Origin of the sequence: Vibrio tetraodonis (genome assembly GCF_003350295.1) — a bacterium.
Classification (GTDB): Bacteria; Pseudomonadota; Gammaproteobacteria; order Enterobacterales; family Vibrionaceae; genus Vibrio; species Vibrio tetraodonis.
Map to the genome: position 1 here is coordinate 1 of NZ_QLYY01000008.1, position 25,463 is coordinate 25,463.

General features: G+C 41.1%; 21 protein-coding genes. 3 read left to right on the top strand and 18 right to left on the bottom strand.

Annotated elements, in window-relative coordinates; translation table 11 throughout:
• The 14 genes from DPF90_RS05170 to DPF90_RS05235 form a co-directional block, all read right to left on the bottom strand.
• The coding region (locus tag DPF90_RS05170) for a transposase domain-containing protein (protein WP_205395164.1) at window positions 1–217 on the bottom strand (217 nt) is incomplete at its 3' end.
• An 85-nt stretch (window positions 218–302) separates the two neighbouring features.
• Entirely contained in the window at window positions 303–1,097 is a 795-nt protein-coding gene (locus DPF90_RS05175; protein ID WP_114785267.1) for an MBL fold metallo-hydrolase, read from the bottom strand.
• A 107-nt stretch (window positions 1,098–1,204) separates the two neighbouring features.
• On the bottom strand, window positions 1,205–1,666 hold the full coding sequence (locus DPF90_RS05180) for a GNAT family N-acetyltransferase (protein ID WP_114785268.1): 462 nt from the start codon (window positions 1,664–1,666) through the stop codon (window positions 1,205–1,207).
• 168 nt (window positions 1,667–1,834) lie between these two features.
• Window positions 1,835–3,766 (bottom strand): HAMP domain-containing methyl-accepting chemotaxis protein, encoded by a 1,932-nt coding sequence (locus tag DPF90_RS05185; protein ID WP_114785269.1) that lies wholly within the window; start codon window positions 3,764–3,766, stop codon window positions 1,835–1,837.
• A gap of 219 nt (window positions 3,767–3,985) precedes the next feature.
• A complete protein-coding gene (locus tag DPF90_RS05190; RefSeq protein ID WP_205395165.1) occupies window positions 3,986–4,651 on the bottom strand; it encodes a DJ-1/PfpI family protein in 666 nt (221 codons plus the stop codon).
• A gap of 140 nt (window positions 4,652–4,791) precedes the next feature.
• A complete protein-coding gene (cyoE, locus tag DPF90_RS05195; protein ID WP_114785270.1) occupies window positions 4,792–5,658 on the bottom strand; it encodes a heme o synthase in 867 nt (288 codons plus the stop codon).
• 8 nt (window positions 5,659–5,666) lie between these two features.
• Entirely contained in the window at window positions 5,667–5,978 is a 312-nt protein-coding gene (gene cyoD / locus DPF90_RS05200; RefSeq protein ID WP_114785271.1) for a cytochrome o ubiquinol oxidase subunit IV, read from the bottom strand.
• Window positions 5,978–6,580: a cytochrome o ubiquinol oxidase subunit III gene (gene cyoC / locus DPF90_RS05205; RefSeq protein WP_114785272.1), complete on the bottom strand. Its 603-nt coding sequence runs from the start codon at window positions 6,578–6,580 to the stop codon at window positions 5,978–5,980. The genes cyoD and cyoC overlap by 1 nt, the downstream gene beginning before the upstream one ends.
• Window positions 6,570–8,603 carry a cytochrome o ubiquinol oxidase subunit I gene (cyoB, locus tag DPF90_RS05210; RefSeq protein ID WP_114785273.1) on the bottom strand — a complete coding sequence of 678 codons (2,034 nt, stop codon included), beginning with the start codon at window positions 8,601–8,603 and terminating at the stop codon, window positions 6,570–6,572. Before cyoB ends, cyoC begins: the two co-directional genes overlap by 11 nt.
• 5 nt (window positions 8,604–8,608) lie before the next feature.
• Window positions 8,609–9,490, bottom strand: a complete 882-nt coding sequence (gene cyoA, locus DPF90_RS05215; protein WP_114785444.1) for a ubiquinol oxidase subunit II — start codon at window positions 9,488–9,490, stop codon at window positions 8,609–8,611.
• A 614-nt stretch (window positions 9,491–10,104) separates the two neighbouring features.
• Window positions 10,105–10,833 carry a transporter substrate-binding domain-containing protein gene (locus tag DPF90_RS05220; protein ID WP_114785274.1) on the bottom strand — a complete coding sequence of 243 codons (729 nt, stop codon included), beginning with the start codon at window positions 10,831–10,833 and terminating at the stop codon, window positions 10,105–10,107.
• Between the two features lie 25 nt (window positions 10,834–10,858).
• The gene (locus DPF90_RS05225; RefSeq protein ID WP_114785275.1) at window positions 10,859–12,394 is read right to left on the bottom strand and encodes a methyl-accepting chemotaxis protein; all 1,536 of its coding nucleotides are present in this window, start codon (window positions 12,392–12,394) and stop codon (window positions 10,859–10,861) included.
• Between the two features lie 255 nt (window positions 12,395–12,649).
• Window positions 12,650–13,168, bottom strand: a complete 519-nt coding sequence (locus DPF90_RS05230) for a GNAT family N-acetyltransferase (protein WP_114785276.1) — start codon at window positions 13,166–13,168, stop codon at window positions 12,650–12,652.
• Window positions 13,169–13,284: 116 nt separating this feature from the next.
• A complete protein-coding gene (locus tag DPF90_RS05235; protein ID WP_114785277.1) occupies window positions 13,285–13,773 on the bottom strand; it encodes a MarR family winged helix-turn-helix transcriptional regulator in 489 nt (162 codons plus the stop codon).
• 112 nt (window positions 13,774–13,885) lie between these two features.
• On the opposite strand from DPF90_RS05235, the gene DPF90_RS05240 reads away from it, so the two are divergent.
• Window positions 13,886–14,776 carry a DMT family transporter gene (locus DPF90_RS05240; protein ID WP_114785278.1) on the top strand — a complete coding sequence of 297 codons (891 nt, stop codon included), beginning with the start codon at window positions 13,886–13,888 and terminating at the stop codon, window positions 14,774–14,776.
• Between the two features lie 162 nt (window positions 14,777–14,938).
• On the opposite strand, the gene DPF90_RS05245 is transcribed toward DPF90_RS05240, so the two are convergent.
• The 3 genes from DPF90_RS05245 to DPF90_RS05255 form a co-directional block, all read right to left on the bottom strand.
• Entirely contained in the window at window positions 14,939–15,655 is a 717-nt protein-coding gene (locus DPF90_RS05245) for a YebC/PmpR family DNA-binding transcriptional regulator (RefSeq protein ID WP_114785279.1), read from the bottom strand.
• A gap of 88 nt (window positions 15,656–15,743) precedes the next feature.
• A complete protein-coding gene (locus DPF90_RS05250) occupies window positions 15,744–15,953 on the bottom strand; it encodes a DUF3283 family protein (RefSeq protein WP_114785280.1) in 210 nt (69 codons plus the stop codon).
• Window positions 15,954–16,073: 120 nt separating this feature from the next.
• Window positions 16,074–16,271 carry a PA3496 family putative envelope integrity protein gene (locus DPF90_RS05255; protein WP_114785281.1) on the bottom strand — a complete coding sequence of 66 codons (198 nt, stop codon included), beginning with the start codon at window positions 16,269–16,271 and terminating at the stop codon, window positions 16,074–16,076.
• Window positions 16,272–16,674: 403 nt separating this feature from the next.
• Between DPF90_RS05255 and DPF90_RS05260 the strand changes: the two genes are divergently transcribed.
• The gene (locus DPF90_RS05260) at window positions 16,675–20,592 is read left to right on the top strand and encodes a hypothetical protein (RefSeq protein WP_114785282.1); all 3,918 of its coding nucleotides are present in this window, start codon (window positions 16,675–16,677) and stop codon (window positions 20,590–20,592) included.
• Window positions 20,593–20,954: 362 nt separating this feature from the next.
• Here DPF90_RS05260 and DPF90_RS05265 read toward each other — a convergent pair whose 3' ends face one another.
• Window positions 20,955–22,928, bottom strand: a complete 1,974-nt coding sequence (locus DPF90_RS05265; RefSeq protein WP_114785283.1) for a replication initiator protein RctB domain-containing protein — start codon at window positions 22,926–22,928, stop codon at window positions 20,955–20,957.
• Window positions 22,929–24,239: 1,311 nt separating this feature from the next.
• On the opposite strand from DPF90_RS05265, the gene DPF90_RS05270 reads away from it, so the two are divergent.
• On the top strand, window positions 24,240–25,457 hold the full coding sequence (locus tag DPF90_RS05270) for a ParA family protein (RefSeq protein ID WP_114785284.1): 1,218 nt from the start codon (window positions 24,240–24,242) through the stop codon (window positions 25,455–25,457).
• Window positions 25,458–25,463 lie beyond the last annotated feature (6 nt).

Genomic DNA, 25,463 nt, shown 5'->3' on the forward strand with positions numbered 1-25,463 from the left:
TGCAAACCTCTTTAATGGATTTATTTCTCTGCAATCCCATCCAAATGACGAGCCATACGGCTTGTTGGGCTGGTAGCCGACGCCTTCTGATACTCGCTTTAGATGTTTCATAGAGAGCTTGCTCTATCCATTCAAGTTGAATGGCATTAATTACAGACTCATAATTTTTGCCATCTTCAATAGTATCATGAGCTAGAACTAACTCTTCAGCCAACATAGAAAAATCCCCACTAACAAAGTTAGTGGGGATTATCATACGATCCCAGGATCGTTCAAGTCTCTAAACCGATCGGCATTAACACCTAATGGTGTGGCTTATCTGCGGTCAGATTGTATTCCAGTGCGGAAGAGAGCAGTTTTGGCTTGGACAGCTGATGGTCTCGGCTTTCTCGTTGAGTGACAAAATCTTGTTGTGTCGTGTGCTCACTCATCATGACATTTTCATGTTTTTCTTCACCGATCGTTGTCTTGTAGACCAACTCATTCTCTGTATTTGGGTAATTGTGGCAGAGATATACCGCGGTCGAGTCTTTTAACGCGTATAGTTTTTCAAGTGACTCATACATTTGCTCTGCGCTGCCTCCAGGACAATCGATCCTCCCTGTTCCATGGTGAAACAGTGAATCACCTACAAAAATCGCATCACCAATTTTAAATGTTAGATCAGACGCGGTATGCCCCGGTGTTTCAATCACTTCCAAATGTGAATGACCAAAATCTAAGTGCTCATTTTCCATCAGAAAATGTTCGAAGTGATAAAGCTCGGATAAACAAAGCTCATCTTTACAACTCGCATAAACCTCTTTGACATGATCAGATATATAGATGGGAGCTTTAAAGACTTTACTGAGATGAAAACAACCAGACAAATGGTCAGCATGAATGTGCGTTTCTAAAATTGCTGTTACGTGAAGATGATGCTGCTCTACGTATTCAACGATACTCTGTGCAGATTCAAAACTAATTTTGCCATGGTCTTCATCGTAATCGGCTACAGGGTCAATAATAATTGATTCGTTGGTATCAGAATCGGCCACGACATAACTGACACTACCCGAATCAGAATGGAAAAAATGCTGGATAACCTGACTGGTCATTAATGCCTCCTTTGCGTTCAAATTTCGAACAAAACAATTATTATTTTAGTCAATAAGGCATTCTCATAATCGAGACGGACTGTGATATTATATTTTTTGAGTATCAATTATTGTGGTAACAACAGCTTAAACCCTTCGTGGGTCGCTTTAAAACCTAGCTTTTCATAAAACCTCAGTGCATCAGGTCTTAGTTTATCGCTAGTCAGTTGAATGACACTGCAACCCCTAACTTTCGCCTGATAAATAGCGTATTCAAACATTATCTCTCCAAGGCCCTGACCACGAAAGGCTTTATCAATCCTGACACCCTCAATCAAACAACGCCAACTCCCAATGTGCGTCAAATAAGGTATGTAAGTCATCTGCATCATACCAATCAGAGCACCCTGACTTTCAACCACGAGAAGTTGATTGTTTGGATCAGCAGAAATTGCATTAAATGCCGATGTGTAGGATTCATTGAGAGGCATGCTTGCATCTTCTCTTTGACTCCCTAGTTCATCATCAGCAAGAAGGAATACTAAACTGGCTAAATCATCTAAGTTGGCACTGCGATAGGTAAGGTTCATTGGAACTTCCTTGTAGACATCCATACAAACACATAAGACTTACACAAATAATATTTTTATTAAAAATATCATGACTTTAGAGTTTAATATAGAGATAACTTGATATGGACAGTCTAAAAAGGCAGTGTAATCTGAAATTAAACTGCCTTAGACCAGAAGATGCCTTAATCACATTTTAAAGAAACTGCTCAAACGTTTAAGCTCTTCACCAACTCTGGCAAGGTTACGGCTGGATTCAGACGTTTGGTCAGATGCGTGAGAAGTTTGGTCTGCAACATCACTAATCGTATTCATACGTTGACTGACATCTTCCGCGACTTCTCCCTGTTCGTTAACCGCCTGAGCAATTTGAGCATTCATTTCGGTAATCGTGCTTACTTCGTTTGAAATCGATGACAAAGACTCTTTGACCTGCTCTGTTTGCTCTACCATACCGTCGACCTGCTTCTTACTTTTCACCATTTCTGCAACCGCGGATTCGGCGCCAGATTTGAGCACTTCTATCATTTTCTCGATTTCGACCGTAGATTCTTGGGTTTTTTGAGCAAGAGATCGCACTTCATCAGCAACAACCGCAAAGCCTCGACCATGCTCGCCAGCGCGAGCCGCTTCAATCGCAGCGTTTAAGGCCAACAAATTGGTTTGATCAGAAATATTTTTAATCACGTCTAAAATAGTCGCAATATTTTCGCTATCCCCTTTCACTCGCTGAATTACATCTTGAGACTGCCCTATGGCTACAGCAAGTTGATTCATCCCATCAACGGTTGTACTGATCAGTTCATTACCTTTTACGGTTTGAGAATTTGCTAAATTCGCTGCATCTGACGTGGTATTGGCTTTTTGTGCAACTTCATGAGCTGACGAGCTCATCTGAGTCATTGCAGTGGCAACCTGATCAATATCTTGCTTCTGCTGCCCGACACCTTCACTCGTTTTGGTTGTCAGAGACGATAAATCCTCTGATGAGTTGGCAATGCTTTCAATATTAGTCGACAAGTTGCCAATCATATCTCGAAGCTGTTCTGTCATGGTCGCGATCGCACGCAGTAGCTCACCAATCTCATCGTTTCGATTGACTTCAATGACAACGCCAAGGTCGCCAGAGGCAATGCGCTGACTGGCTTCTACAGCACTTTTAAGCGGTGGTACGGTTAATCTCGTCATTAGCATAGAAACCCCCACCCCAAGAAGAATGGCGACCAATGCAATCAACAGGTTGGTCACACCCAAATTCTCTTCGAAGTCTTTGAGCATCGCCTTACCAATCTTACGTGCTTCAGAGGTCAAATTTTCGACATCTCTAGCTTCAGTTAACATAAGTTTATTGGTTTCAACGCTTTGCTTGTTAACGGCAAGATAGTTATCAAAAGCCTGTTGATACAGCAGTATTGCACTTTCTAAATCTTTAAGCTTTGGGGTATCCTCAGGGAAGCTTTTCATCAATAAATACATATCCGATAAGGTGTCACGAACATTCTTTATTGATTTCTCATCACCAGACAAAATGAAGTTTTTCTCAGCTCGCCTTGCTTCTAACATCCATTTAATCATTCGATTTGCATCATCAGCGATTTTAATTGAGGTCAAAATTTCTTCAGGTGGCGCATTAAATTCAAAAAGTTGTTCGACTTCCTGCTTTTCGATAATACGAATGTTGGTCACGATTTCATCGACCTGTCTTGCGTACTTACGCATGTCTTCACCGGCTTTGGCTTTCTGCCTTCTCTGAGATACATATTGATCCAAAGCAGCTTGGTATGCATTTAAAGAGTCAACCACCTCATTAAGCAAATCTTTAACCTTGGATTCGCTAACTCTGCCCTGTAGCTCACCGGCTAGAGCATTACTCTTGGAAATAAGGTCTTTAATTTCTCCAGCATAAGCTTCGTCATTACGCAAGGCGAGATTTTTTTCAGCAATGCGAATCTCACCGGTATATTTGACGATTCGATTAAAATCATCGGCAATCTCTACTTCACTATTGAAGCGAGACATTCCCATCATACCATTTAAGGTCACAACAGCTGTCATAATAACCAGCAAGCCAAAGGCACCAGATAGCTTAAAGCCCATTTTTAGATCATATAAAAACTGCATTTGCACTCACCGATTGGATTGAAATGATAGTTATAGAGCGATACTTAGTAAGCCTAGGATCTACCCACGACAATTCAAATGGTTTTATTCACATAAGTTGTGAAAGTACTTCGATGATAATGATAGGAAACGGATGTGAGATAGATAGTTCAGTGGGTAGCGGGAGAGACGGCTATCTGCCTCCTCAATGGTAAAAGTGACACGCGAAGGATGTTATGGCTAAATGGCAAAGCCATCATTTTCTGGGTCATGATTCCAGACGTATTCCGTCAGATGCGCGACTTTTTCTGCATGCTCACGACCATACAAGTGCTCTAATATAGCAAGAGACATATCGGTTCCAGCGGAGACACCGGAGGAAGTATAAATATTGTCTGATTTGACCCAGCGGGCTTTCTTATGCCAATTTGTTGAAGTACTGAAACCTTGTACCCAGTCAAAGGCAATTTTGTTTGTCGTCGCGCTGTGATTGGATAAAACACCGGCTTGAGCCAGTATCGCGACACCTGTGCAAACTGATACAACATAAGTTGCTCGTTCACTCTGAGCCTGGACCCAGTCAATCAGTTCCTTGTTGTTCACTTCTTGTCTTGAGCCTAACCCGCCAGGAATCATCAAAATATCACAGGTTTCAAAGTCACTAAAACTGTAATCGCAAACGCTCTTAGGCCCTGCACTACTTGCGACAGCACCACCAGTCTGAGAGACGAATTTGAGATCAAGGCCTTGATTAATGAAACGAGACATACCAAACATTTCCACAGGACCAAAAACATCCAGTAGCTCAAAATCAGGATATAGAAGCGTTGCAACGATAAGCTTTTTTGAAGTACTCGTTACATCTTTGCCTGAAGTTCGTTTACTTGCTGCTGTCTGATTACTCACTGCAGTAATCTCCTTGATATGAGGGTTCTGAGAGGAAAAAGCGCCCCTTTCTATTTTACTTACACAAACATGCCTGAACAAATATCGGGCTTTACAGCCAAAATACGTGGGCTTAGTAAAACAAAAAGGGGCCGCTGTTTTTAGATAGGTAGTGAGATCAGTTCAACGCCCAGTACGCCGCTGACTCCCATCACAACTAATAAGGACACTTTAAATACGGTTTTTGACCAAGGAATATAGTTATCCTCATCAACTTTTTTAAAGGTTACCTTCATCCACGAAAAGCAAGCGATCGCAGTAACTGCCAAGTACTCATAACCAGCTTCACCTAACACAAATAACGCGAATGAAGTCGCAGCAAAGGCCACAACATAAGCTTTCATGTGACGATGAGCTTTGCTAATTCCTTCTTTAACTGGCAGCACCGGAATACCAGCATCTCGGTAGTCTTGCATGCGGAACATAGCAATGGCATAAGAGTGAGGCATTTGCCACAAGCAAAACATAGCAAAGAGCAGAACGGCCTCCGTACTTATGTAATTAGTCACCGCTAAGTAACCAACAAGTGGTGGGACAGCACCAGAGATGCTGCCAACCAAGGTACCGTATACAGAAGTGCGCTTGTACCACATAGTGTAGAAGAAAACGTAAAATACGTAGCCAAGCAAAACCACTACTGCAGAGAGAGGGTTCGCCATCTGAAATAAAATGGCCGTTCCAGCGAGTAATAAAACGAGAGAATATATAAAAGCAACATCAATATTAATGTTTCCTTTGGCAAGTTCCCGATTTTGTGTGCGCTTCATTTTCTGATCGATATCTCGATCGAAAATGTTGTTTACCACACAACCCGATGCAATCACTAGCCCTACCCCAGCAAGGGTTGCCAATAATAAAGCTACACTGACGTTCTCTGTTTTTGCGGCAAGGAAGAACCCTGCCGCAACAGATATCAGGTTGCCGAAAATGATGCCTGGTTTAGTAATAGACAAATAACTTTTCAGCATGCTCCGACCTACAACTTCATGTTCACGGTCATGTTGTAGATGATCCACACAGAACCTGCGATTAAGATCAGTACAACAATGGCGGTAAACATTAGCGATACAAAGTTCCATTGTCCATCTTCAGTTTTCACTTCCATATGCAGGAAGTACTTAAAGTGGACGAAAATCTGCACAATCGCACAACCAAACAATAAGACATAAGTTGCCGTATCAGGAAGAGATTGAGACCAGACAAAATAGAAAGGTATTACAGTCAAGATTAAAGACGCAATAAAGCCTTTAACATAATCTGACGCACCTGTTTCCAAATGTTGAGCCATTACATTACCCCCAGCAAGTAAACGATAGTGAAGACACAAATCCATACAATATCGAGGAAGTGCCAGAACAGGCTTAAGCAGTTAAAGCGCATCGCCATGTTATCGTTAAGTCCCTTGGTTGAAAGCTGGTGATAGCATACTGCTAGCCAGATAAGGCCAAAGGTTACGTGAAGACCGTGAGTTCCTACCAGAGTGAAGAAAGCGGACAAGAAAGCGCTCTTCTCTGGTCCATGGCCTGCGGCGATCAGATGATGAAATTCATAAATTTCCATGCCAATAAAGCCAAGACCAAGTAGGAAGGTTATTTTCAACCAACGCTTGAGCCCAGCGACATCTTGGCGTTTCATTGCGATCATGCCAAAACCAAAGGTAATACTACTAAACAGTAGTAACATGGTTTCAACGAACACGAACGGTAGCTCAAAGATGTCTTTACCAGTAGGACCACTAATTGAGCCTGTTTCAAGTACTGCGTATGTTGCAAATAGAGTTGCGAACAGTACACAGTCACTCATCAAGTAAACCCAAAAGCCGAACAATTTATTACCGTTCGTATCATGATGGTGATCATGATGACCGTGAGATACAGAATTAGCTTGCATACGTTACCTCCAGATCATCTTTCTTATCGCCTTGTGGAGATTGTTTCTTCGCTTCTTCAAGCTGAGCACGGCGCTCTGCTTCAATCGCTTTGATTTCTTCTACTTCCACGTAGTAATCCACATCGTCATTGTAACTGTGTTGGATACAAGCGACGACAATGCCCACAAAACTTGCAGCGGCTAGCCACCAGATGTACCAAATCATTGCAAAGCCAAAAACTAAAGCCCATGCAGAAACATAGATTCCTGTCGGTGTGTTCTTAGGCATATGAATACGCTCGTATTCAACCTCTTTGGTAGGATCAAACTCACCATTTTGCTTTTGATACCAGAAAGCATCCAGCTCATCACCTTTTGGCAGGTGAGCAAAGTTGTAGAATGGTGGTGGTGATGAGGTCGCCCACTCAAAAGTACGTCCACCCCATGGGTCACCAGTAAGATCGCGATTCTGATCTCGGTCACGAATACTCACATAAATCTGAATAAACTGACAAAGAACACCCAGAGCGATAACCGCAGTACCCGCAGCAGCAACGGCAAGTAGAGGGAAGAACTCAGGGTTAATATCTTGACTCAAACGGCGAGTCATACCCATAAAGCCAAGCGCGTATAGAGGTAAGAACGCCATCAAGAAGCCGATGATCCACAAATAGAAAGCGCGTTTACCCCAAGTTTCATTCATCATGAAACCGGTTGCTTTCGGGAACCAATAGGTGATCGCAGCAAAACAGCCAAATACAACCCCACCAATAATAACATTATGGAAGTGGGCAATTAGGAATACTGAGTTGTGAAGTACAAAATCAGCACCAGGAACCGCCATCAATACACCTGTCATGCCACCCACACTAAATGTGATAAGGAAGCCAACTGTCCACATCATTGGTGTAGTAAAGCGGATACGACCTTTGTACATAGTAAATAGCCAGTTGAAAATCTTCACCCCGGTTGGGATGGAAATGATCATAGTGGCGATACCAAAGAAGGCGTTGACATTCGCACCTGAGCCCATGGTAAAGAAGTGATGTAACCAAACCACAAACGCCAAGATGGTAATGACGACTGTCGCCCATACCAAAGAGGTGTAACCAAACAATTTCTTACGTGAGAAAGTTGCCGTTACTTCAGAGAACACTCCGAAAATAGGCAGAACTAAGATGTACACTTCTGGGTGACCCCAAGCCCAAATCAAGTTGACGTACATCATAACGTTGCCGCCAAGATCATTGGTAAAGAAGTGGAAGCCTAAGTATCTATCCAGCGTTAGAAGCGCAATCGTAACCGTTAAGATTGGGAACGAGATGATGATAAGGATGTTGGCACACAAAGAAGCCCAAGTGAATACTGGCATCTTCATGATTGGCATAGAAGGCGTGCGCATACGCAAGATAGTCACAAAGAAGTTTACGCCAGTTAACGTTGTGCCCACCCCAGATATCTGCAGCGCCCATATCCAATAATCGACCCCGACCCCTGGACTGGCCTCAATACCAGACAGTGGAGGGTAAGCTAGCCAACCTGTTTGACCAAATTCACCTAACCCAAGCGACATATTGGTGAGAATAACACCCACAATAAATAGCCAGAAGCTCAGGTTGTTCAAATAAGGGAAAGCCACATCACGAGCACCAATTTGCAATGGTACGATAATGTTCATCAAACCGATTACTAATGGCATAGCAACGAAGAAAATCATTATCACGCCGTGGGCAGTAAAGATCTGATCATAGTGATGCGGCGGTAAATAACCCGCTTCCCCAGCAGAGGAAAGCAGTTGTTGGCTACGCATCATGACGGCATCAGCGAAGCCACGAATAAGCATTATCATAGCCACAGCTATGTACATGAAGCCAAGCTTCTTGTGGTCTACTGACGTAAACCATTCGTTCCACAGGTACTGCCATTTCCCTGCTTTTGTTATCGCGACCATTACCGCTAAACCAACCAAAGCAACGACGGCTAAGGTGATAACAATAATGGGCTCATGATAAGGAATTGAGTCTAGAGTTAATCTTCCAAACATTTCGATTATCCTTGGTTTTCAGGCAAACAGTTCATTGAACCAGGATGCTGTGTCACGACATCAGTAAACAAAAATGGCGGAACACTTGAGAATAGAGTGACGGGTTCTGCAATACTTGGCTCAGCCAAAGTTCTGAACTGTTCCCAGTCTTCGATTCGATCTGGACTAGACTTCACTTCTTGAACCCAGTTAAGGAAAGCAGCTCGGTCAGTCAGTGCTGACGCCGTAAATTTCATCTGAGAGAAACCTTCACCGCTATAGTTAGAAGCAAAACCTTTAAAGTTACCTTCATGATTAGCAATCAAATTCAGCTTGGTTACCATACCTGGCATAGCGTAGATCTGAGAGCCTAAACGTGGGATAAAGAATGCGTTCATGATGTTGTCAGAGGTGAGTCTAAACGTCACAGGCACATCTTTAGGAAAAGCGACATAGTTGACAGTAGCAATGTTCTCGTCCGGATAGATAAACAACCATTTCCAGTCAAGCGACACTACTTCAATCGTCATAGGTTTAACGTCACTTTCAAGAGGCTTAGAAGGCTCAAGCTCGTGTGTTGAACGCCATGTTATAACGGCAAGAATAGCGATGATAATGATAGGAATCGTCCATACGACCAATTCTATCTTAGTCGAATGTGACCAGTCAGGCGCATACTCTTGATCAGTATTCGTATCTCGGTATCGGTATGCGAAATACACTGTCATTAGAATCACGGGTATGACAACAATTAGCATCAACAAAAGGGCCGTAATTATGAGCTCTTTTGTTTGAACGCCAATAGCGCCTTTGGGGTCAAGTAAAGCAGAATTACACCCAGATAAAAAAAGAATGGCCGTCGCCAAACTTCCTCTAGACAAGATGCGTTTATATCTTGAGGCTTCCATTAACTTTCTCGATGTTTGTCCGAGTTCAGCTTTCATACACTGAAGCTCAGTTGTTATATTCATTAGAATGTTTATGTGTTGAGCGTGTAACACTGATACAAAGAACAAAGTAAAAAAATCAGCAAAACAGTCAATAACCATGCTATTTATGCGGATTATTCTTTACACTTTGAAGGAGAATGTTACAAGTGGCGCATTATGCTTAGATCAAGATCGAAGCTCACCCCTCGTATGCGCAAACTAACATTTCATTAATGGAACTATAAAGAAAAGAGTCAATATAAAGTGAGTGGGTATAGAGATAAAATTATTAAATAACAACAACTAAACAAAAAGCAACCAAACCGATTGTGTTTAAAATTCGTTCAAAAAAGACATAAACCACCATCAATTTAAGATGGTGACAAAAATCACAAATATAAGATCACATAGTATTAATAAGGTATTTAGATGCTTTATTTAAGCGCTTAACACATTCAAGAATAGGGTAAATAATAAAGTTCAGAGAGAGCGAATGCCCCAAGGTAAGGACTGTGAAACTTGGCTTATGTTTTTGGGGCTGATAACACACGCTCTGTGTTATCAGCCCCAAACTATTATCGACTCTATATCAATTACTTGATTCCATACTTGGCCAAAATTTTATCAAAGGTTCCATTTGACTTTATTTCCGCTAGCCCTTTGTTGAACGCGTCGATGTATTTGCCATTGTTAGAGTTAGCTAAACCAGAAGTAACATGCAGTGGATTAACCGACAAAGCGTTTTTAGTAAACTCGAAATTAGCCAGATTCATCCCCGCGCCGGATAAAGTCGACTTGGCCACTAATTCATCTTCTAAAGTTAGATCAATCCGTTTGGCAACCAGCTTCTTCGCATTGGAGACTAAATCGTTAGCTTCAGGTTTCTTGAAGTTGCTTGCACCAAGGAAATCATCGCCATAACCGTAATTGCGAATGATACCAACCGTTTTTCCCGATAAACTATCCATGCCGTTGTATTCAAAAGCGTCACCTTTACGTTTAATGAACTTGAGTGAATTTTCAAGATAGGGTTCGCTATAGTTGAGAAAAGCCGTTCTTTCGTTGGTAAACCATGTGGCGACCAATATATCAATTCTTCCATCTTTAACTTCGTTTAACGCCCGAGTCCAAGGCATTATTTTAAAATCTACGTCATAGCCCTGTGTTTTCATCGCTTCGGTTAAAATTTCAACCGAAACACCGGGACTACTGGTATCTTTTTGGACAAAGGGAGCCCATGGATCTTGAGCTGCTGTTACGGTTGCAGCAACACTCTGCACCGAAAAAAGGGCCGCAACGGCCAGCAATAAAAGGTTTTTCATAACAGGTCCTCAATAACTATTTAGCTTAAGTTCGGAATTTAGACATATGGTTTGCAATACTCTGGCTCAAGCTAAGCACTTCCTCTGTTGTTTGTGCATTTTGATCAGCACCTGACGCTACTTCATTCGTTGCTTCAGACGCTTCGACAATTGCTCGACTTATTTCTTCGACCGCCATTCTTTGTTCATCAGTAGCTTGTGATATTTGACCACTGCGATCAGATATTATGGTGATTAGGCTCTGAACTTCCCCGACAGACTCTTGAGATTCACTCACTCTTGCCGCTGTGTCTTCCAAAAGCGTTGCTATACGAGTCAGTTCGTCTTCGACTGACTTGGTCGCTGAACCCAAAGCGGTAATATTTTTCTGGATCTGTTCTGTCGACTCGCTGGTTTTTACCGCGAGGTTACGGACTTCGTCAGCAACCACAGCAAACCCTCTTCCTTGTTCGCCAGCTCGAGCAGCCTCGATCGCAGCGTTAAGAGCAAGCAAGTTGGTTTGTTCAGAAATGTCATTAATAACGTTAAGGACGGTAGTGATCTTCTCGCCTTCCTCCACCAAAATATGCATTTCGGCATTAACATGATTCATCTCTTCGCGCATGTTAATAATATCTGTGGCAGAGCTTTCTATTGCATTATTAACGCTGGAAGCTAACCCTGTCGCCGTCTGTGCCTGATCTGCTGTTTCAGAGGCGGTGTCAGCAACAATAGCCACTGACTGGTTTAGCTCTGTCGCTGCAGCTGCTACTGTCGTCAACTGGTGTTTCTGTGAGTCTAAACTGTCAGCATTTTTTCGCGCCGTTGCTCCGTTAGCCTGGGCTTTCTCACCGAGCGCTTCAGAAGACTCATTCACCTCTTTTACAATGACACGCAGAGATTCTGTGAATGTATTTATCCCATTTGTGATTGCATCAAATTCTCGGTACTTTGCAGGAGCCAGCTTGTTGGTTAAGTCACCATCACCAGACGCAAGGTCTTTTATGACATCCGTCAACTGAGCAATCGGTCTTAATACTGTGATTGAAAGCGCCACAATGATCACAACGGAAATAATCAGGTCTAACACAACAAGTTCGATGATGCTTGTACGAAGGGAATCTGCAAGCTTGGCGTCCATGGCGTCTGTATCGAAATAGACGACGACCTTACCGACATTGTTTTCTTCGCCATAATCAACAAAGGTAAGTTCGGTAGTTTGGCTCAATTCTTCTGGGAAGGAATCTTTGTTGGTTACGTCAACAAGCTGTTTCTCTTCGCCCTCTCCTTCCTTGGTCAAAAATAGCAGTTCGCTGCCTTGGGCATCAATAAGTTGGATTGCAGCAATCTCAGGTAAATCAAGTTCAGCAGACATTGCAACTTTGGCAGTATCCAAGTCAAAATCCCACACCGCTTTAGGAAGACTTATCGACATGCGTTGACTAGTGTTTTGCACATTGATTTCTAACTCTTGGTGTAAGTTTCCTTTGAAAGTCTGATATTTAATAAACGCAGAAACGAGCAGCACAAAGGTTAGTGCTACAATCACTTGAACAATAAATACTACCTTTAACCTTTTCAAAACTTGCCCCTCATGATTTTCGGCAGTTACTAAAAAAGTAGTAACTGATTAATCAATTATCAAATAGGATTATAAATGAGACCCAGATCACACTATATGCCATTGATAGCATTGTGTTTTATGTAGGGGCGAAATGTGGAGTTTTTTAACTATTCGTTAAATCGTGCCTAAACTCACGTGTCAGCGTAAAAGCCAATGAAGACGAAATCAGGAAATGAGATAAAAGATTAACAAGGACATATTTAAAAAATCAAGTCAGGCTATAGAGCTACGATAAACGCATACCTCTCGGGATTTTCCCCTCACTTGGACAAAGCGATTTTCTTTATACTGTATTCCAAGTTTTCTAATCACAGAGCAGGACTGATGATTGTCAGCAAGATGCTGAACTTCAACTTTAGAAACCTTGAGCTCACGCTTTGCGTAACCTATCAGAGCTTGCGAAGCTTCTAGAGCAATTCCCTTCCCCCAATAGTCAGTCCCTAACCAGTATCCTAAAATAGCAACCCCACTCTTTAGGGAAGGAAAGCTTACCGCACCAACAATGCTATCACTTTCTTTGAGGGTAATAGCATAAATAACCGCGCTTTTATGCTCAGATTTCTCTGAATGAGTCCCGATCCACTCAATTGCCATTTCCTCGGTATAGGGATGGGGGATATTTGCTGTCATATCTGAAATAATTTTTTGGCCAGCCAATAACGCAACTCTCTGACTATCTGATAGGCGAAAAGGTCTTAAAAGTAGTCTTGGCGTCTCAATACTTGGTTGCATTATTTCTCCGCTTTATATTTACAGTGTAAAAGCCAAAAAGGATGTGGAAATGAGAATGATAGCCCTAGAATAATAAATTAATCAAAAAGATAAAAGAGTAAATCATTTCGTCTCACCTAGCTACTCTCTAACTCATGCATCAAACATTTCAGGTTTTGGTTTATTTGCTTTTTTTGCTCTTGGCTCAACCCCTTTACTAACTGACCTTGCATTTGCACATGCTCTTCTAGAATTCTATCAATCAGTCCAACACCTTGTTTTGTCAGTTGGACGGGCAAACTACGACGATCAGATTGATTGCTTTGTCTTGTTATCAAACCTTTGGAAGTTAGTTTATCCAGGCGGTTTGTCATTGCTCCTGAGGTCAACATCATAGAGTCAATAAGCTCAGATGGAGTTAATTGAAATGGTTTGCCACTGCGACGCAGTGTTGCTAACACATCAAACTCTCCGAATGTTAGTCCGTACTGTTTATGAAGTTGTGCAACTTGAGTTTCCATATATTTACTCACTCTAAGAAGCCTTCCCATAATCGCCATAGGTTCAGTCTCTAGCTCAGGTTTTTCTCTCGCCCATTGCGCTACCAATCGATCAACTGCATCCATAACCTTTTCTCTCAAGTCTGTGCTAATCAAATACCTTTACATTAAGATACTTTACAATAACACACTAAAAGCGTACATTTCGCAAAGTATCTTAACATAAAGATAAATTAGCATGAATATACTACTGGCAATGATTCCCGCTTTTTTCTGGGGTACTACGTATGCGGTTACCCAATATACCTTGGCTGATTGGCCTCCTCTTTTGCTCGGTGCACTCAGAGCATTGCCTGCTGGACTGCTGTTATTAGCCTTAAAACCTTCACTACCCAAAGGTGAAGATTTGCCGAGCCTACTAAAACTTGGGCTAATTAATATCGCGGCTTTCTTTTGTTTGATCTTCATTATGGCGCAGTCATTACCTTCAGCAATATCAGGAGTTGGGATGGTATCTGTACCTGTATTTGCTATGTTGTATCACTGGCTTGTGCATAAACATCGGCCCACATTCATTCAAGCTTTGTCTGGTGCCATTTTGGTTATGCTGGCTTGGCTACTATTTTCACCAAGCCAAATATCACTTGATCCACTCGGACTGTTAGCCATGCTTTGCGCTATTATGTGTATCGTTGTTGGTAGTACGATTACTAAATCCTTGGGGAACAGAATCCATTGGTGGACGGTATTAACTTGGCAAATGATTCTTGGAGGTTGCTTACTATCGGTAATCGCAATCCTTGATGCCAGTGCTTCTCCGGATCGATATTCTGCTGTTATAAATCATTTTTCGATACTAAATGGCGCTGGCTTACTATGGGTAATTGGTTTAAACACTGCTCTTGGGTATGGTATGTACGTCTGGCTACTGCAACGCATGACAGTGGTGGACTTTACATTTGGCGGTATTGCAAATCCGGTAGCTGGAATTATATCAGGATTGATATTACTTGGTGAATCCTTTACCTCCTTCCAGTACAGCCTCATGGCAGGGATGATAGCCATGTCCCTTCTACCTCAAATAATACTCGCTATCAGGCAAAATAAACCTTTGCCTGATGCCAATTAGATGAAATGTGTGGCCTCACTAACTAGGCTATCAATTGGGTAGTATTTTATTCGTGAGAAAGCATCGCGTTTACAGTGTAAACCGATTTAAGAGTATTCTGGCAATACAAAATCATAAAAAAACCGAGTTTCAAAAACTCGGTTTTTCTTCAACGTAACTAACTCAAATCTCAGCGTTGTGATAAACCTGCTGAACATCATCACACTCATCTAAAAGATCTAGGAATTTTTGAAATTTCTCAGCATCTTCGCCAGTAACGGGAGTGTGGTTCTGAGGAACAAAAGTAATCTCCTCAACCTCTAAGGTTAACTCAGGGTATTCTGCGTTGAGTGCCGTCTTTGCTTTAAAGAACTCAGTATGTGGGGCAAATACAGTGATGACCCCATCTTCAAGCTCAATATCTGTCACATCAACATCAGCCATCATCAGTGCTTCAAATACGGCTTCTTCATCTTCACCTTTAAACTGAAATACCGCTTGATGATCAAACATATGAGCGGTTGTACCGGGAGAGCCAATTTTCGCACCTGTCTTAACAAAGCATTGACGAACATCTTGAAAAGTACGGTTTCCATTGTCTGTGAGACAGTCAACAATAACGCTAGCGCCACCAGGAGCAAAACCTTCGTAACGCGCTGGTTGATAATCTTCACCACCACCACCACAGGCTTTATCAATAGCTTTATCGATCACGTGTGCCGGAACCTGGTCTTTTTTCGCTTTAGTAATAAGGTGTTTTAGCGAAAGGTTCATGTCCGGATCGGAGCCGCCATTCTTGGCACACATGTAAATTTCTTTACCGTACTTGGAATAAACCTTAATTTTTGCGCCTTGAGTTTTAGCCATGGAGGCTTTACGCACTTCAAAACTTCTTCCCATCGGGATATTCTCTCTAAATCAAATGAACGCGGAGGATTTTAGCAAAAAACAAAACCATTTCAATTTATCAATATAAAGCAAGAATGCCTCAACCAAGTCCCATGATCTGCTTATATTTGGCGACGGAGTCAAGGAAAATATTTCTCTCGTCAGGATCTTGAATTTTATCAGCACTGCGCGTTATTTCTTCCGGGCTGGCTTTTGCTTCTCTCAGTTTCCAAACGAGAAACGACGCCTGCTTATCAAGCTCTATTTTGTTTTTGTCTTTTGCTGGGAGTGTGGACAGATTTATCGACATTTCAACACAAAGTCAGTTTACCAGTGTAGAGGTACTATAACACAATATCCCACCCCTTTGGCATACAAAACTAAGGGTGGCTTAATTGCCACCCTTTTTAGACTGTTTGAAAAGTTGAAGTCAGTGCCATATGCCGAGCTCTTTCGCTTCTTCAAGTGTCAATCCACTTTCACGGATTTCCTTTAAGGCTTCGATGCGTCTGCGAGCTTCCGCTGATTTAACACTTTTATTTGGCTTTTGTGACTCGACTTCATCATTGATATCCCACTTGTCAGTGATCTCAGTCATTTCATCATGGTCAATAGAATTAATGGACATTATAACCTCCGAAAAAACCATGCAGTGACAGCTAACGTATAGCAAAACCATACTGCCCTTGTTAATAATTTTAGACTCAGAATGTGATTAAGCTAATAATTTGAAATGAATTAATATCAATTTGATTAATAAATTCAAATGCAGCGTGAAGCCAGAAACATTGAATTAGTACCACCTATTCAGTCTTTCTAAGATAATAAATCGATATTGTTCAGGTATATAGCCAAGAAATTTTCTCTATTGCACCTATGTTTAATGGCACCATTGATACATCAGATATCAGCAATTCCGCGATCGCGTTTATTTAAACTAGATGACGGTTCAAACCTACTATTTATCAAACTATCAGTAATGCTAGCCTTCTGTAGATTTATTATCCAAGACTCTACGGGAGAGAAAATGTATGACTTCACCAGTGGCAAACACTAATCTGACTAGCCAAATCTTTAAAATAGAAAGTTTGGAGGGGCTGCTTGCAAGGAACTCTGAAAGTTTAGCTATGGACTCTGACCAACTATCAATTCGTCCTGCACTTATGGTACTTAAACCAGCAAAAGGCCCTCTGAGACTCTATTGGGAAATATCTCTAACTATCAAAGCCTTCTCACAACTTCTAAGTAGTAACACTTCCAGTTCAGAGAAGCACACCATGCTGGAAACATGTCTTGCTTCTTTATTGAATCAACGAGCACAGCTACAAGATATTTTGAATCAACATAGCTCATCCCAAAGAATAAAAAATAGTATCAAGATCAACAAGATAAATCGACAGCTTTGCAATCAACTCATCGACTATCTCAAGTACCCAAATCATCCTTCAGAAAGTGTCCAAAAAATTCTCCTTCTCGGACAGCCCGAAGAATTTAGACTTATATCTAAGCCTAAGCATAGCGAATTACCCCAATCTTTAAATTATCAAGGCCACCCTCTTCTTCCCGACATTACCGCGAGCGAGAATTATGTTCACTTTGGTGATGAATTAACCCCTGATCAACAGCGATCAATTCGTCTTAAATCTCGCATTCTCGATTTAGAACTCGGGGACCGACTCAATATCACTAATCATGATGATGAAATAAGTAACACCCTACAACAAGCTATTGAACATGCTGGTTCAATCAAAGATGGATTATGGGAAAGCTTCTGCTTGGGTGAAATTAAAGACGAAACGAGGTTTCACAAGAAATACCGAATACTCTGTTCCACACACTTCATGTTATATGCAGGAAGAATGCATCACATTGCCAAATGGCAGCACCCTCAGTTAATAAAAGACTATCTCGAACGCAAAGGAAAGAGCCTCCCTTGCAAAGTACTATGCAGATTCAGCGATGATGGAAACCATTCAGTTAACTACTATTCGATACATACGCGCGATATGTTGAAGAGTATTTTCCCCAAGCACGTCAGTACAGGTAATATCACCCTTTTTCTTGATGACAATAGTAAGATTACCGCTGAAAACTTGAAATGGGTTTTCAACATCTATACATCAGGTCAACGTGATTCACTACCAGCATTACCAAGCTTCCACTTTACCCAACTGAAAAAATGGAGTGAGTGTGTCGATCAACATGAATATTACCAGCAATTTTCAGACTACAAAAATGACAAGCTCCCCGAAGCCCTTCTGCTAAAAGACTCTCAAACCTTTACCTCTTCTGCATTTTGCCAATCTTCTGTCAACCCTTTAGACACGAAGGAAAAAGCGGAAGTCCTTGGTCGTTTTGAGCTTATCAGGCCCTTCTATAAATATGACGAAATAGAAAAAATGTGGCAGCGGTTTGCCACTTTAGACAGTGATGACAAGAAAGCCGTCGCCATTTCTAATTTTCTTGCCCAAAGTGACGAACCGCTCTTAGTCCTTTTCGGCGTCTTTTTTAGGGGAAAAGTCGTAGTGAAAAAGACGGGAGAAGCTATTTCCAATGTTTTTACTACGATTAAAAATCTGTTCAAGGAATACCATACTATTTCTGGAAGGATCACCATAGTCAAACTAAATACTGACCAAGTCATGGTAATCTCGACGCTCATGCATGATACTGCTATTGGCTACATTGATCTTACACAAGACAATCAAGTAACTCGACTAGTCCGTGAGTTAATCAAAACTGGAAATCAATCTATTAATTGGCTTAGCGAAACCAAAGACAATGCCAAGGCGCTACTTTCTCATCTCGGTTATAATCCGGACACTATCCTGCCGACACCGCAAGCTGACTATGATAGTAACCACGTTATGTTCAGAAACTGTGCATTTGACAACGAAGCATGGGAAGTCAAAAATGAAAGCGTTTTAGTTAATCTGAATCCCATTGCAGCCCTCACACTTAATTCGCTTCCAGGTATTCCAATCAAAGGGATATCCACCTCCTACGATACCCTATACGACTGCGTCGAAGATGAAGCTCGCGAAGTCATGCTATATAACGCCAATATTTACAAAGCGTTTCTAAAAGACAGTGAATGGTGGGAAAAGCTCCCCTCATTTGTGCCTTTCTTTGACCTATTCAACGCTTTAGTTAACGACCCAAGTTATGAGTTTGATCTTTCGTCAGAAATAGATGGCATCCTCTTTGATGTATTTGATCTTATCGTTACCGCTTTATGTATCGGTATTCCTATCACAAAACTAACCACTGCAGGAAAAGTGGCATTTAGATCGTCAGTAAGACTTCATATCACAAAAGGGCTGAAAGGAAATGCTCTTAAACGGGCAGTCACAAGAGATATGTTAAAGCTCGCGATGCCAGTGGTTAAAAATACCACTCGAGAATTGTTTGAGTTTCTCGTCGTGCCGCTTCCTTCACTAAACAGCGCTCCAAAACGTATGAGAACATCTAACCTTTGCTCAGATCCTAGCCGTGCTCGGTATGCGAGTAGCACTCGATATGAGCTCGATTCAGGCCCCAGTAGAGAGCCTTCATTCAAAACCCTTGAACAAAAACACATATTAAAAAGTCACTTCATTCAAAGAAACTTGCTTGACGAGCTGATATCAAAAGGTTCCAGTATCCCCAATAGAGGGGCCTGCCAGCAAATTTCAGCTTTATGGGTAAATGAAAAGCTAACCAAAAAAGTTTTTGGCCGAACTCAATTCCCAGCTCTTAAACACAAACCAGTTCAAGAAAGTAAGCGGGCCAAAAAATTATTCGAAAGAGCTTCTGAACTGCAAGAAGCTGAACGTAAAAATAATCTTTATAAGCCTGAGGATAGTTTAGATTCACTCAAGCTAGAGTACGATCCTCCGATATCAATTGTCCCCAAAAACCCATCAAAACCAAATATCACTGATCAACAAAGATGTGTTAACAGTTTAGTGGGAGGGATTTCCCGAAGAGCAACGCAAGGTGACCTTCCCGTGGGTTTTACTCTCAGCTATGATCTCACCGGCTCAGATGTCGGTCATAGCGTCGGCTTTTTATTGGATAAAAAAAGAGGCCTTAGTTTTTTTGAGCCAAATAGTGGTGAATATCTACTTACAGTATCTGATGGCTCCAAGGGCATAGACTCTGACAAACTAACAGAGTTCTTCAATGACTATTTCGAGTGCTTGGAAAAGAAATGGCCCAACTATATGCCAATAGAGTACGATAAAGTCATTATGGTACCCGTAAGGAAGGCAGGTGGCCGAGTCACGAGTCCCAATCCCCTAGTCCGACACTCAAGTCACCGATATGAACTGAGTACACCTCTATCCCGTCACCATGCGAATATGCATCAGGAGGGGGGGATAGTAACAGAAAGATCTAGAACATCAGTCGTAGAGCAGGGAAGCTTGGGAGGCGTACGTCAGCGTAATCAACCTGTTCCAGCAGTAAAAAGTAGCAGAGGGGACTATATCTTCTCTAATACTCAGATGGGTTCCAAAGACATCATAATCTCTGGCAATAGTCGCAGCAGTATATTAGATCACTTAAATAGTAACGGCATACAACGAATTACCAATGAAATCGACAAGGGTGCAATCTATGTCGGTTGGACAAAAGTGCCCGGCTCCACCAATAAGGTATTAAATCCAATAGGCGATTCTGCCAAAGCCACCATTAATGGCGCCACTAACTTAGCAGTAAGAGTAGGAGGAATACCATCTCCAGATATTGCAGGTACTGGTTTGAGTCCTGGTGGACTTGCAAAGCCAGCTGCAGGAGGCGGAGCTCGGCTCAGAATGATCAAAAAATGGAGAGGTGACCAAAAGGCTAACTATATAAACTCACGTGCTGCACTTGGCATTTCTTATATGCCCCAAGACGGATTTGTTGAAGCAGGAAGAGACTCTGTAACTTATGCTGAGATCGCAAATAAGGTGAACCTACTTTAAACATCGCACGAAAGCATGATCAAATATAAGCCTTGATCATGCTTTCTATAGAGTGGGAGGGGAAAAAAAGCGAGTTCTAAGAACTCGCAAAATATTCAGAATGAATGTAACAATATGAGCCAATCTACAAGGGATAATCCAGATCCCTCATTCATTAGAAAGGACAAAAGGTTGTCTATTCGCGGTAAATAATAGACAAAAGATAAAAAGCAAATGTCATATAATTGTCAGCAGAATGTAGGAGATATGTCTGATATTCAAAAACTAATCTTCCTTAACCAAGCATAAAGTTCCAATCTAAGACAATAGTTTTTGGACACCTTGGGCAAACTTAGAGTCATTCAAGCAACCAACAAATTATTTTACACCGCGACTTCATCAAGTGCTCGAAACACATTCTCGTCCAAATGCCCTTCATAGATTTGCTTACATACCTTTCTTCTCACAGCAAGCCCTGCTATCAAGCGTTCAATCGAAAGGTGCTTAACTTCATTTTGACTGTTATAAAGCTCAATAATCTTACTAAGTACCTCATAGGATATGATCTTCTGACCCACACGCAGAAAATCAAGCTTCTCCATAAGCTCCTTACACTCCTCAAGGATAGAACTATAAGAATGCCCAGTCATAGCAGCTAAAGCGGTTACAGAGCGTTCTAGAGCTTCTGATGAGGTATATTTCGATAAAGTAATGGTTATCTCGTCAGCATTAATCTCAACTAAGTGTTTACGTACCTTAACCCGACGGCCAAGTTTCCCTTTCGGTGAACGCTCTTTTCTTTGAATAGGCTCAAACTCACCATCAATAATTTGTGACATTTCATCTAGCTGCTGTTTCGTCACCATCTCATTGCGCAGCGGATTTGGCAATGTTGGTGCCATATTGCGCTTACCAGCATTGGTGGTACGAGCTCTTGCATAGCGCAATACTTCCTCTGCATCACATTTTATGTCGACTTGGTAGTCTTTGTTTTTAGAGCCTTGAACAACTGCAGAAATAGTTAAATGGTAGCCCCAAAGGTTGACGTTAAATGTCTCATCATCACTTGGTTGATCCTCTGATAGTTTTTTTAGCTCGCGGATCAGATCCATTGAAAAACGACGCCATTCTATGTTGCGAGCCAGTTTCTGGTTTAATGTGCTTAGCAACATCACATCGGTATGACGCCGTGACATGCGACTACGGAAATAGCTATACAGTTGGAATACAAGTGTATGCTGTCTCAGGATTTCTGGGGGGAAGAGGAAAAAGTAGTCACGTGTTAACAACTCCTCATAAAATGAAGGTTCCCAAACTAAAATATACAAATTAGGTTTTATTCGGATTTCTCCATCTTCACCTTCTGTTGGAGCCTCTTCAGACGCGGTTATGGTTCTGGCCAAGAAACGAAAACGATCACTTTTAAAACCCTCAGGCATATTCTCACTCAGCCATCTACCTGTTAATTCATGGAGTTGAAAATCTGTAAACTCGATTCTATCGATACTGTCTCTTATTGAATCACGGGCAGGTCCACTGTCTTTTTTACCACGTAACGAGAGAATATCAGTAATGTATAAAGGCGTTTTGTTTGGTGCATGTTTAGCATCAATATGATAGTCATGTTGATGATGTTCATGGTACTGAACCGTTAGAGTAAACAAAGCGAATAGCGTCATAAGATCATCAACCGTCATGATACTCTTGGATGATCGTGTCTCGATGACTGCTTTAGTGCCTGATATAGAAACTAAGCTTTTCTGATATTGCTTTCGAGTTCGTGGAGGAGCTAGAGCTTGATCAATGATCCCTGCCCAATTTGTCGGTGAAACAACAAATTGATCTGCTTCATCTTTCATCGCTGGAGGATTGTTTAGCCCATGCTCATTAAGTAGCCTTTTGTTGACATGGGTTTGTGCTAACGCTTTAGAGCGTTTCTGTTTTTCGTTTTGCTTAACCGATTCTGTGACTAGGCTGGTTGCACCTAATACCGAAATTAACTGGTTGGGATTGACAAAACGATGCAACATGGTTTTTCCTGCCAACCCATGTTCAAACCGAACCGGAATTTGCTGGAATAAGCCAATATTTACAGCGGCTCGTAATCGTTGTTGTATTGCAGCTCGAGTAAGTTGCCCATCAGTTGCATCAATTAGCTCTGTAGTTGATACCAACCCATCTTTACTCGTAAAACCTTGAAGTGAAATTAGATTTAATAACTCAACAATGCTTTTTGTGACACCTTTAAAGTGCTGATATTGTTCAATCCAACTAACAGCAGCTTCAGAAACTTCAAACATGTGGCCATCTTTATGGCTTCTGGGCGCTCTAATAAGGACTTTGTCTTTTGAGGTCATGGATAGCTACCCGTATAACTTAGGCCGTAATTTAATCATTAATCCGGAAAGGATAGGGAAAAACACTTCATAAAGAAAGTAAAAGTTTGTTGAATGTTTTAGTTTGCTGCCAAGATCGAACAACTAAAAGGTAACTGGTTCCAGTTTCAGTTATGTAAGAATCGAAATCAAATAAAATTAGAAGGGAAGCTTTTAGCCTGATCTTTATGATTATAATGATCTAATATGATTATATGATCAATGATCCGGCCAAATAAACTAACCTAAATGATTGTTATATAGAGATTATTTCTATCAAGTGTTTGAAAGGATGATCAAGTATACCTAGAAAGCATGATCAATTAAAAATGGAAACATGATCAATTTTTCACGAAACTATGATCACTGCAGCTTCGTACTGATGATCAATAATTTAATGAAAGCATGATCATTGTCTATTCACCTGTTATTCACATCGGTACCGATGTGAATACGTCTCTTTTTTATCATTATAATCGTATGTAGGCAAAATGTTCAGAACTATGATCATGGCAGGTTGCAGTAGTTTTGTTTTGGGATGCTTGTTTTTAGGCTAGGCAAGCGTTGATTTTGCATTCGTATCCATAAAACCATTTATACTCCATTTTCTATATACTCGGAAACATGATCAAGAAGATAGCTGTTTTTAGCTTTGATGTGTTCTTTGTTGTTCGAATTGATGCCATATCTTACTTTGTTGTATAAATTACTTGGTGAATCTACGTTTATCCGTAATCTAGTAAGATATACTCATGCTTCCGTGGCTTGAATTTACTTGATCATCGATCCGTATAATGATCTAAGTCAGAGAGGCATATAAGATTATTTTACAGGGAGATATTATCTCTTGATCATTGTTCCTAAGCTCTAGTTTGCTATAGGAAGCATGATCAAGATATTCCTCTTGATCATTGTTCCATTAATTTACGAGCAACCCCCATTATAGGTGCATACTGATGGTTTTTTCCTAAATGGCTTAAATTTTCTATCCCTAATAAGTCAAAATTACAGAGGCCGTAAAGTATGGTTAAGTATCAATCGTTCCGAACACATTATGATTTTATTTACATTGTAAATAAGTGACGTTGTAATATTTTAAATTAAATAAAATTCGTATGTAGTCTCTCACTATATTTTTCGCTTTCATGACAGGTTTTTTACTTAAATCTATCTCATTTCTAAAATTCATCCTATTAATGTGATTCTAATTCATAAATGTATGTTCAGCTTTTTGTTGTTATAGGTTTTTTTTGCTGTACAATTAGTATCAGTGACTTAAAACGGAATGTGGCAATGAAAAGAGACCAAACAATTGAAAGTCTTGTTCAACTCGCAGAGCAAACGGCTCAGGTGCAAGCCGATCGAATTGAGATTGTTTTAGAGGAACGCAGCGATGAGCATTTTCCCCCAATGTCAAAAGCCCTTATGGAGACCCGCTCTGGACTGACTCGCAGAAAGTTAGACGAAGCTATTAGTAAGCTGGAAGCATCTGGGCATCAGTTTACTAAGAATAATGCCAATCATTATTCTATTTCGTTGCAGGAAGCCCATATGTTGATGGATGCAGCTGGAGTACCCAAATTTCATCAACAAAAGAATAATAATGACAACAAACCTTGGATTATAAATGTTCAAAATCAAAAAGGTGGTACTGGTAAGTCAATGACTGCTGTACATCTTGCTGCTTGCTTAGCTTTAAATCTTGATAAACGTTATCGGATTTGTCTCATTGATTTAGATCCTCAAGGTTCGTTGCGTTTGTTTCTCAATCCACAGATTAGTTTAACCGATCATGATAATATTTATTCGGCTGTGGATGTGATGCTAGATAATGTTCCAGAAGGTGTAGATATCGATAAAGAATTTCTACATAAAAATGTCTTGTTACCAACTCAGTATCCAAACCTCAAGACTGTATCTGCCTTTCCTGAAGACGCGATGTTTAATGCTGAGGCTTGGCAGAACCTATCTAAAAATCAGTCTCTTGATATTGTTAAGCTGTTAAAAGAAAAATTAATCGATCAAATTTCTGACGATTTTGACATCATAATGATAGATACTGGCCCTCATGTTGATCCATTGGTTTGGAATGCCATGTATGCCTCTAACGCACTGTTGATCCCTTGTGCAGCCAAGCGTCTAGATTGGGCATCCACGGTAAACTTCTTTCAGCATTTACCAACCGTGTACGAGATGTTTCCTCAAGATTGGCAAGGATTAGAGTTTGTTCGTTTAATGCCAACAATGTTTGAGGACGATAATAAAAAGCAGGTTGCAGTATTAACAGAGATGAATTATCTACTCGGAGATCAAGTGACTATGGCAACGATTCCTCGTAGTCGTGCATTTGAAACTTGTGCCGATACCTATAGTACGGTGTTTGATTTAACTACTGGGGACTTTGAGGGCGGCAAAAAGACCCTTGCCACGGCACAAGATGCGGTACAAAAGAGTGCTTTGGAGCTTGAACGAGTTCTTCACAGTAATTGGTCATCACTTAATCAGGGATAAGTAAAC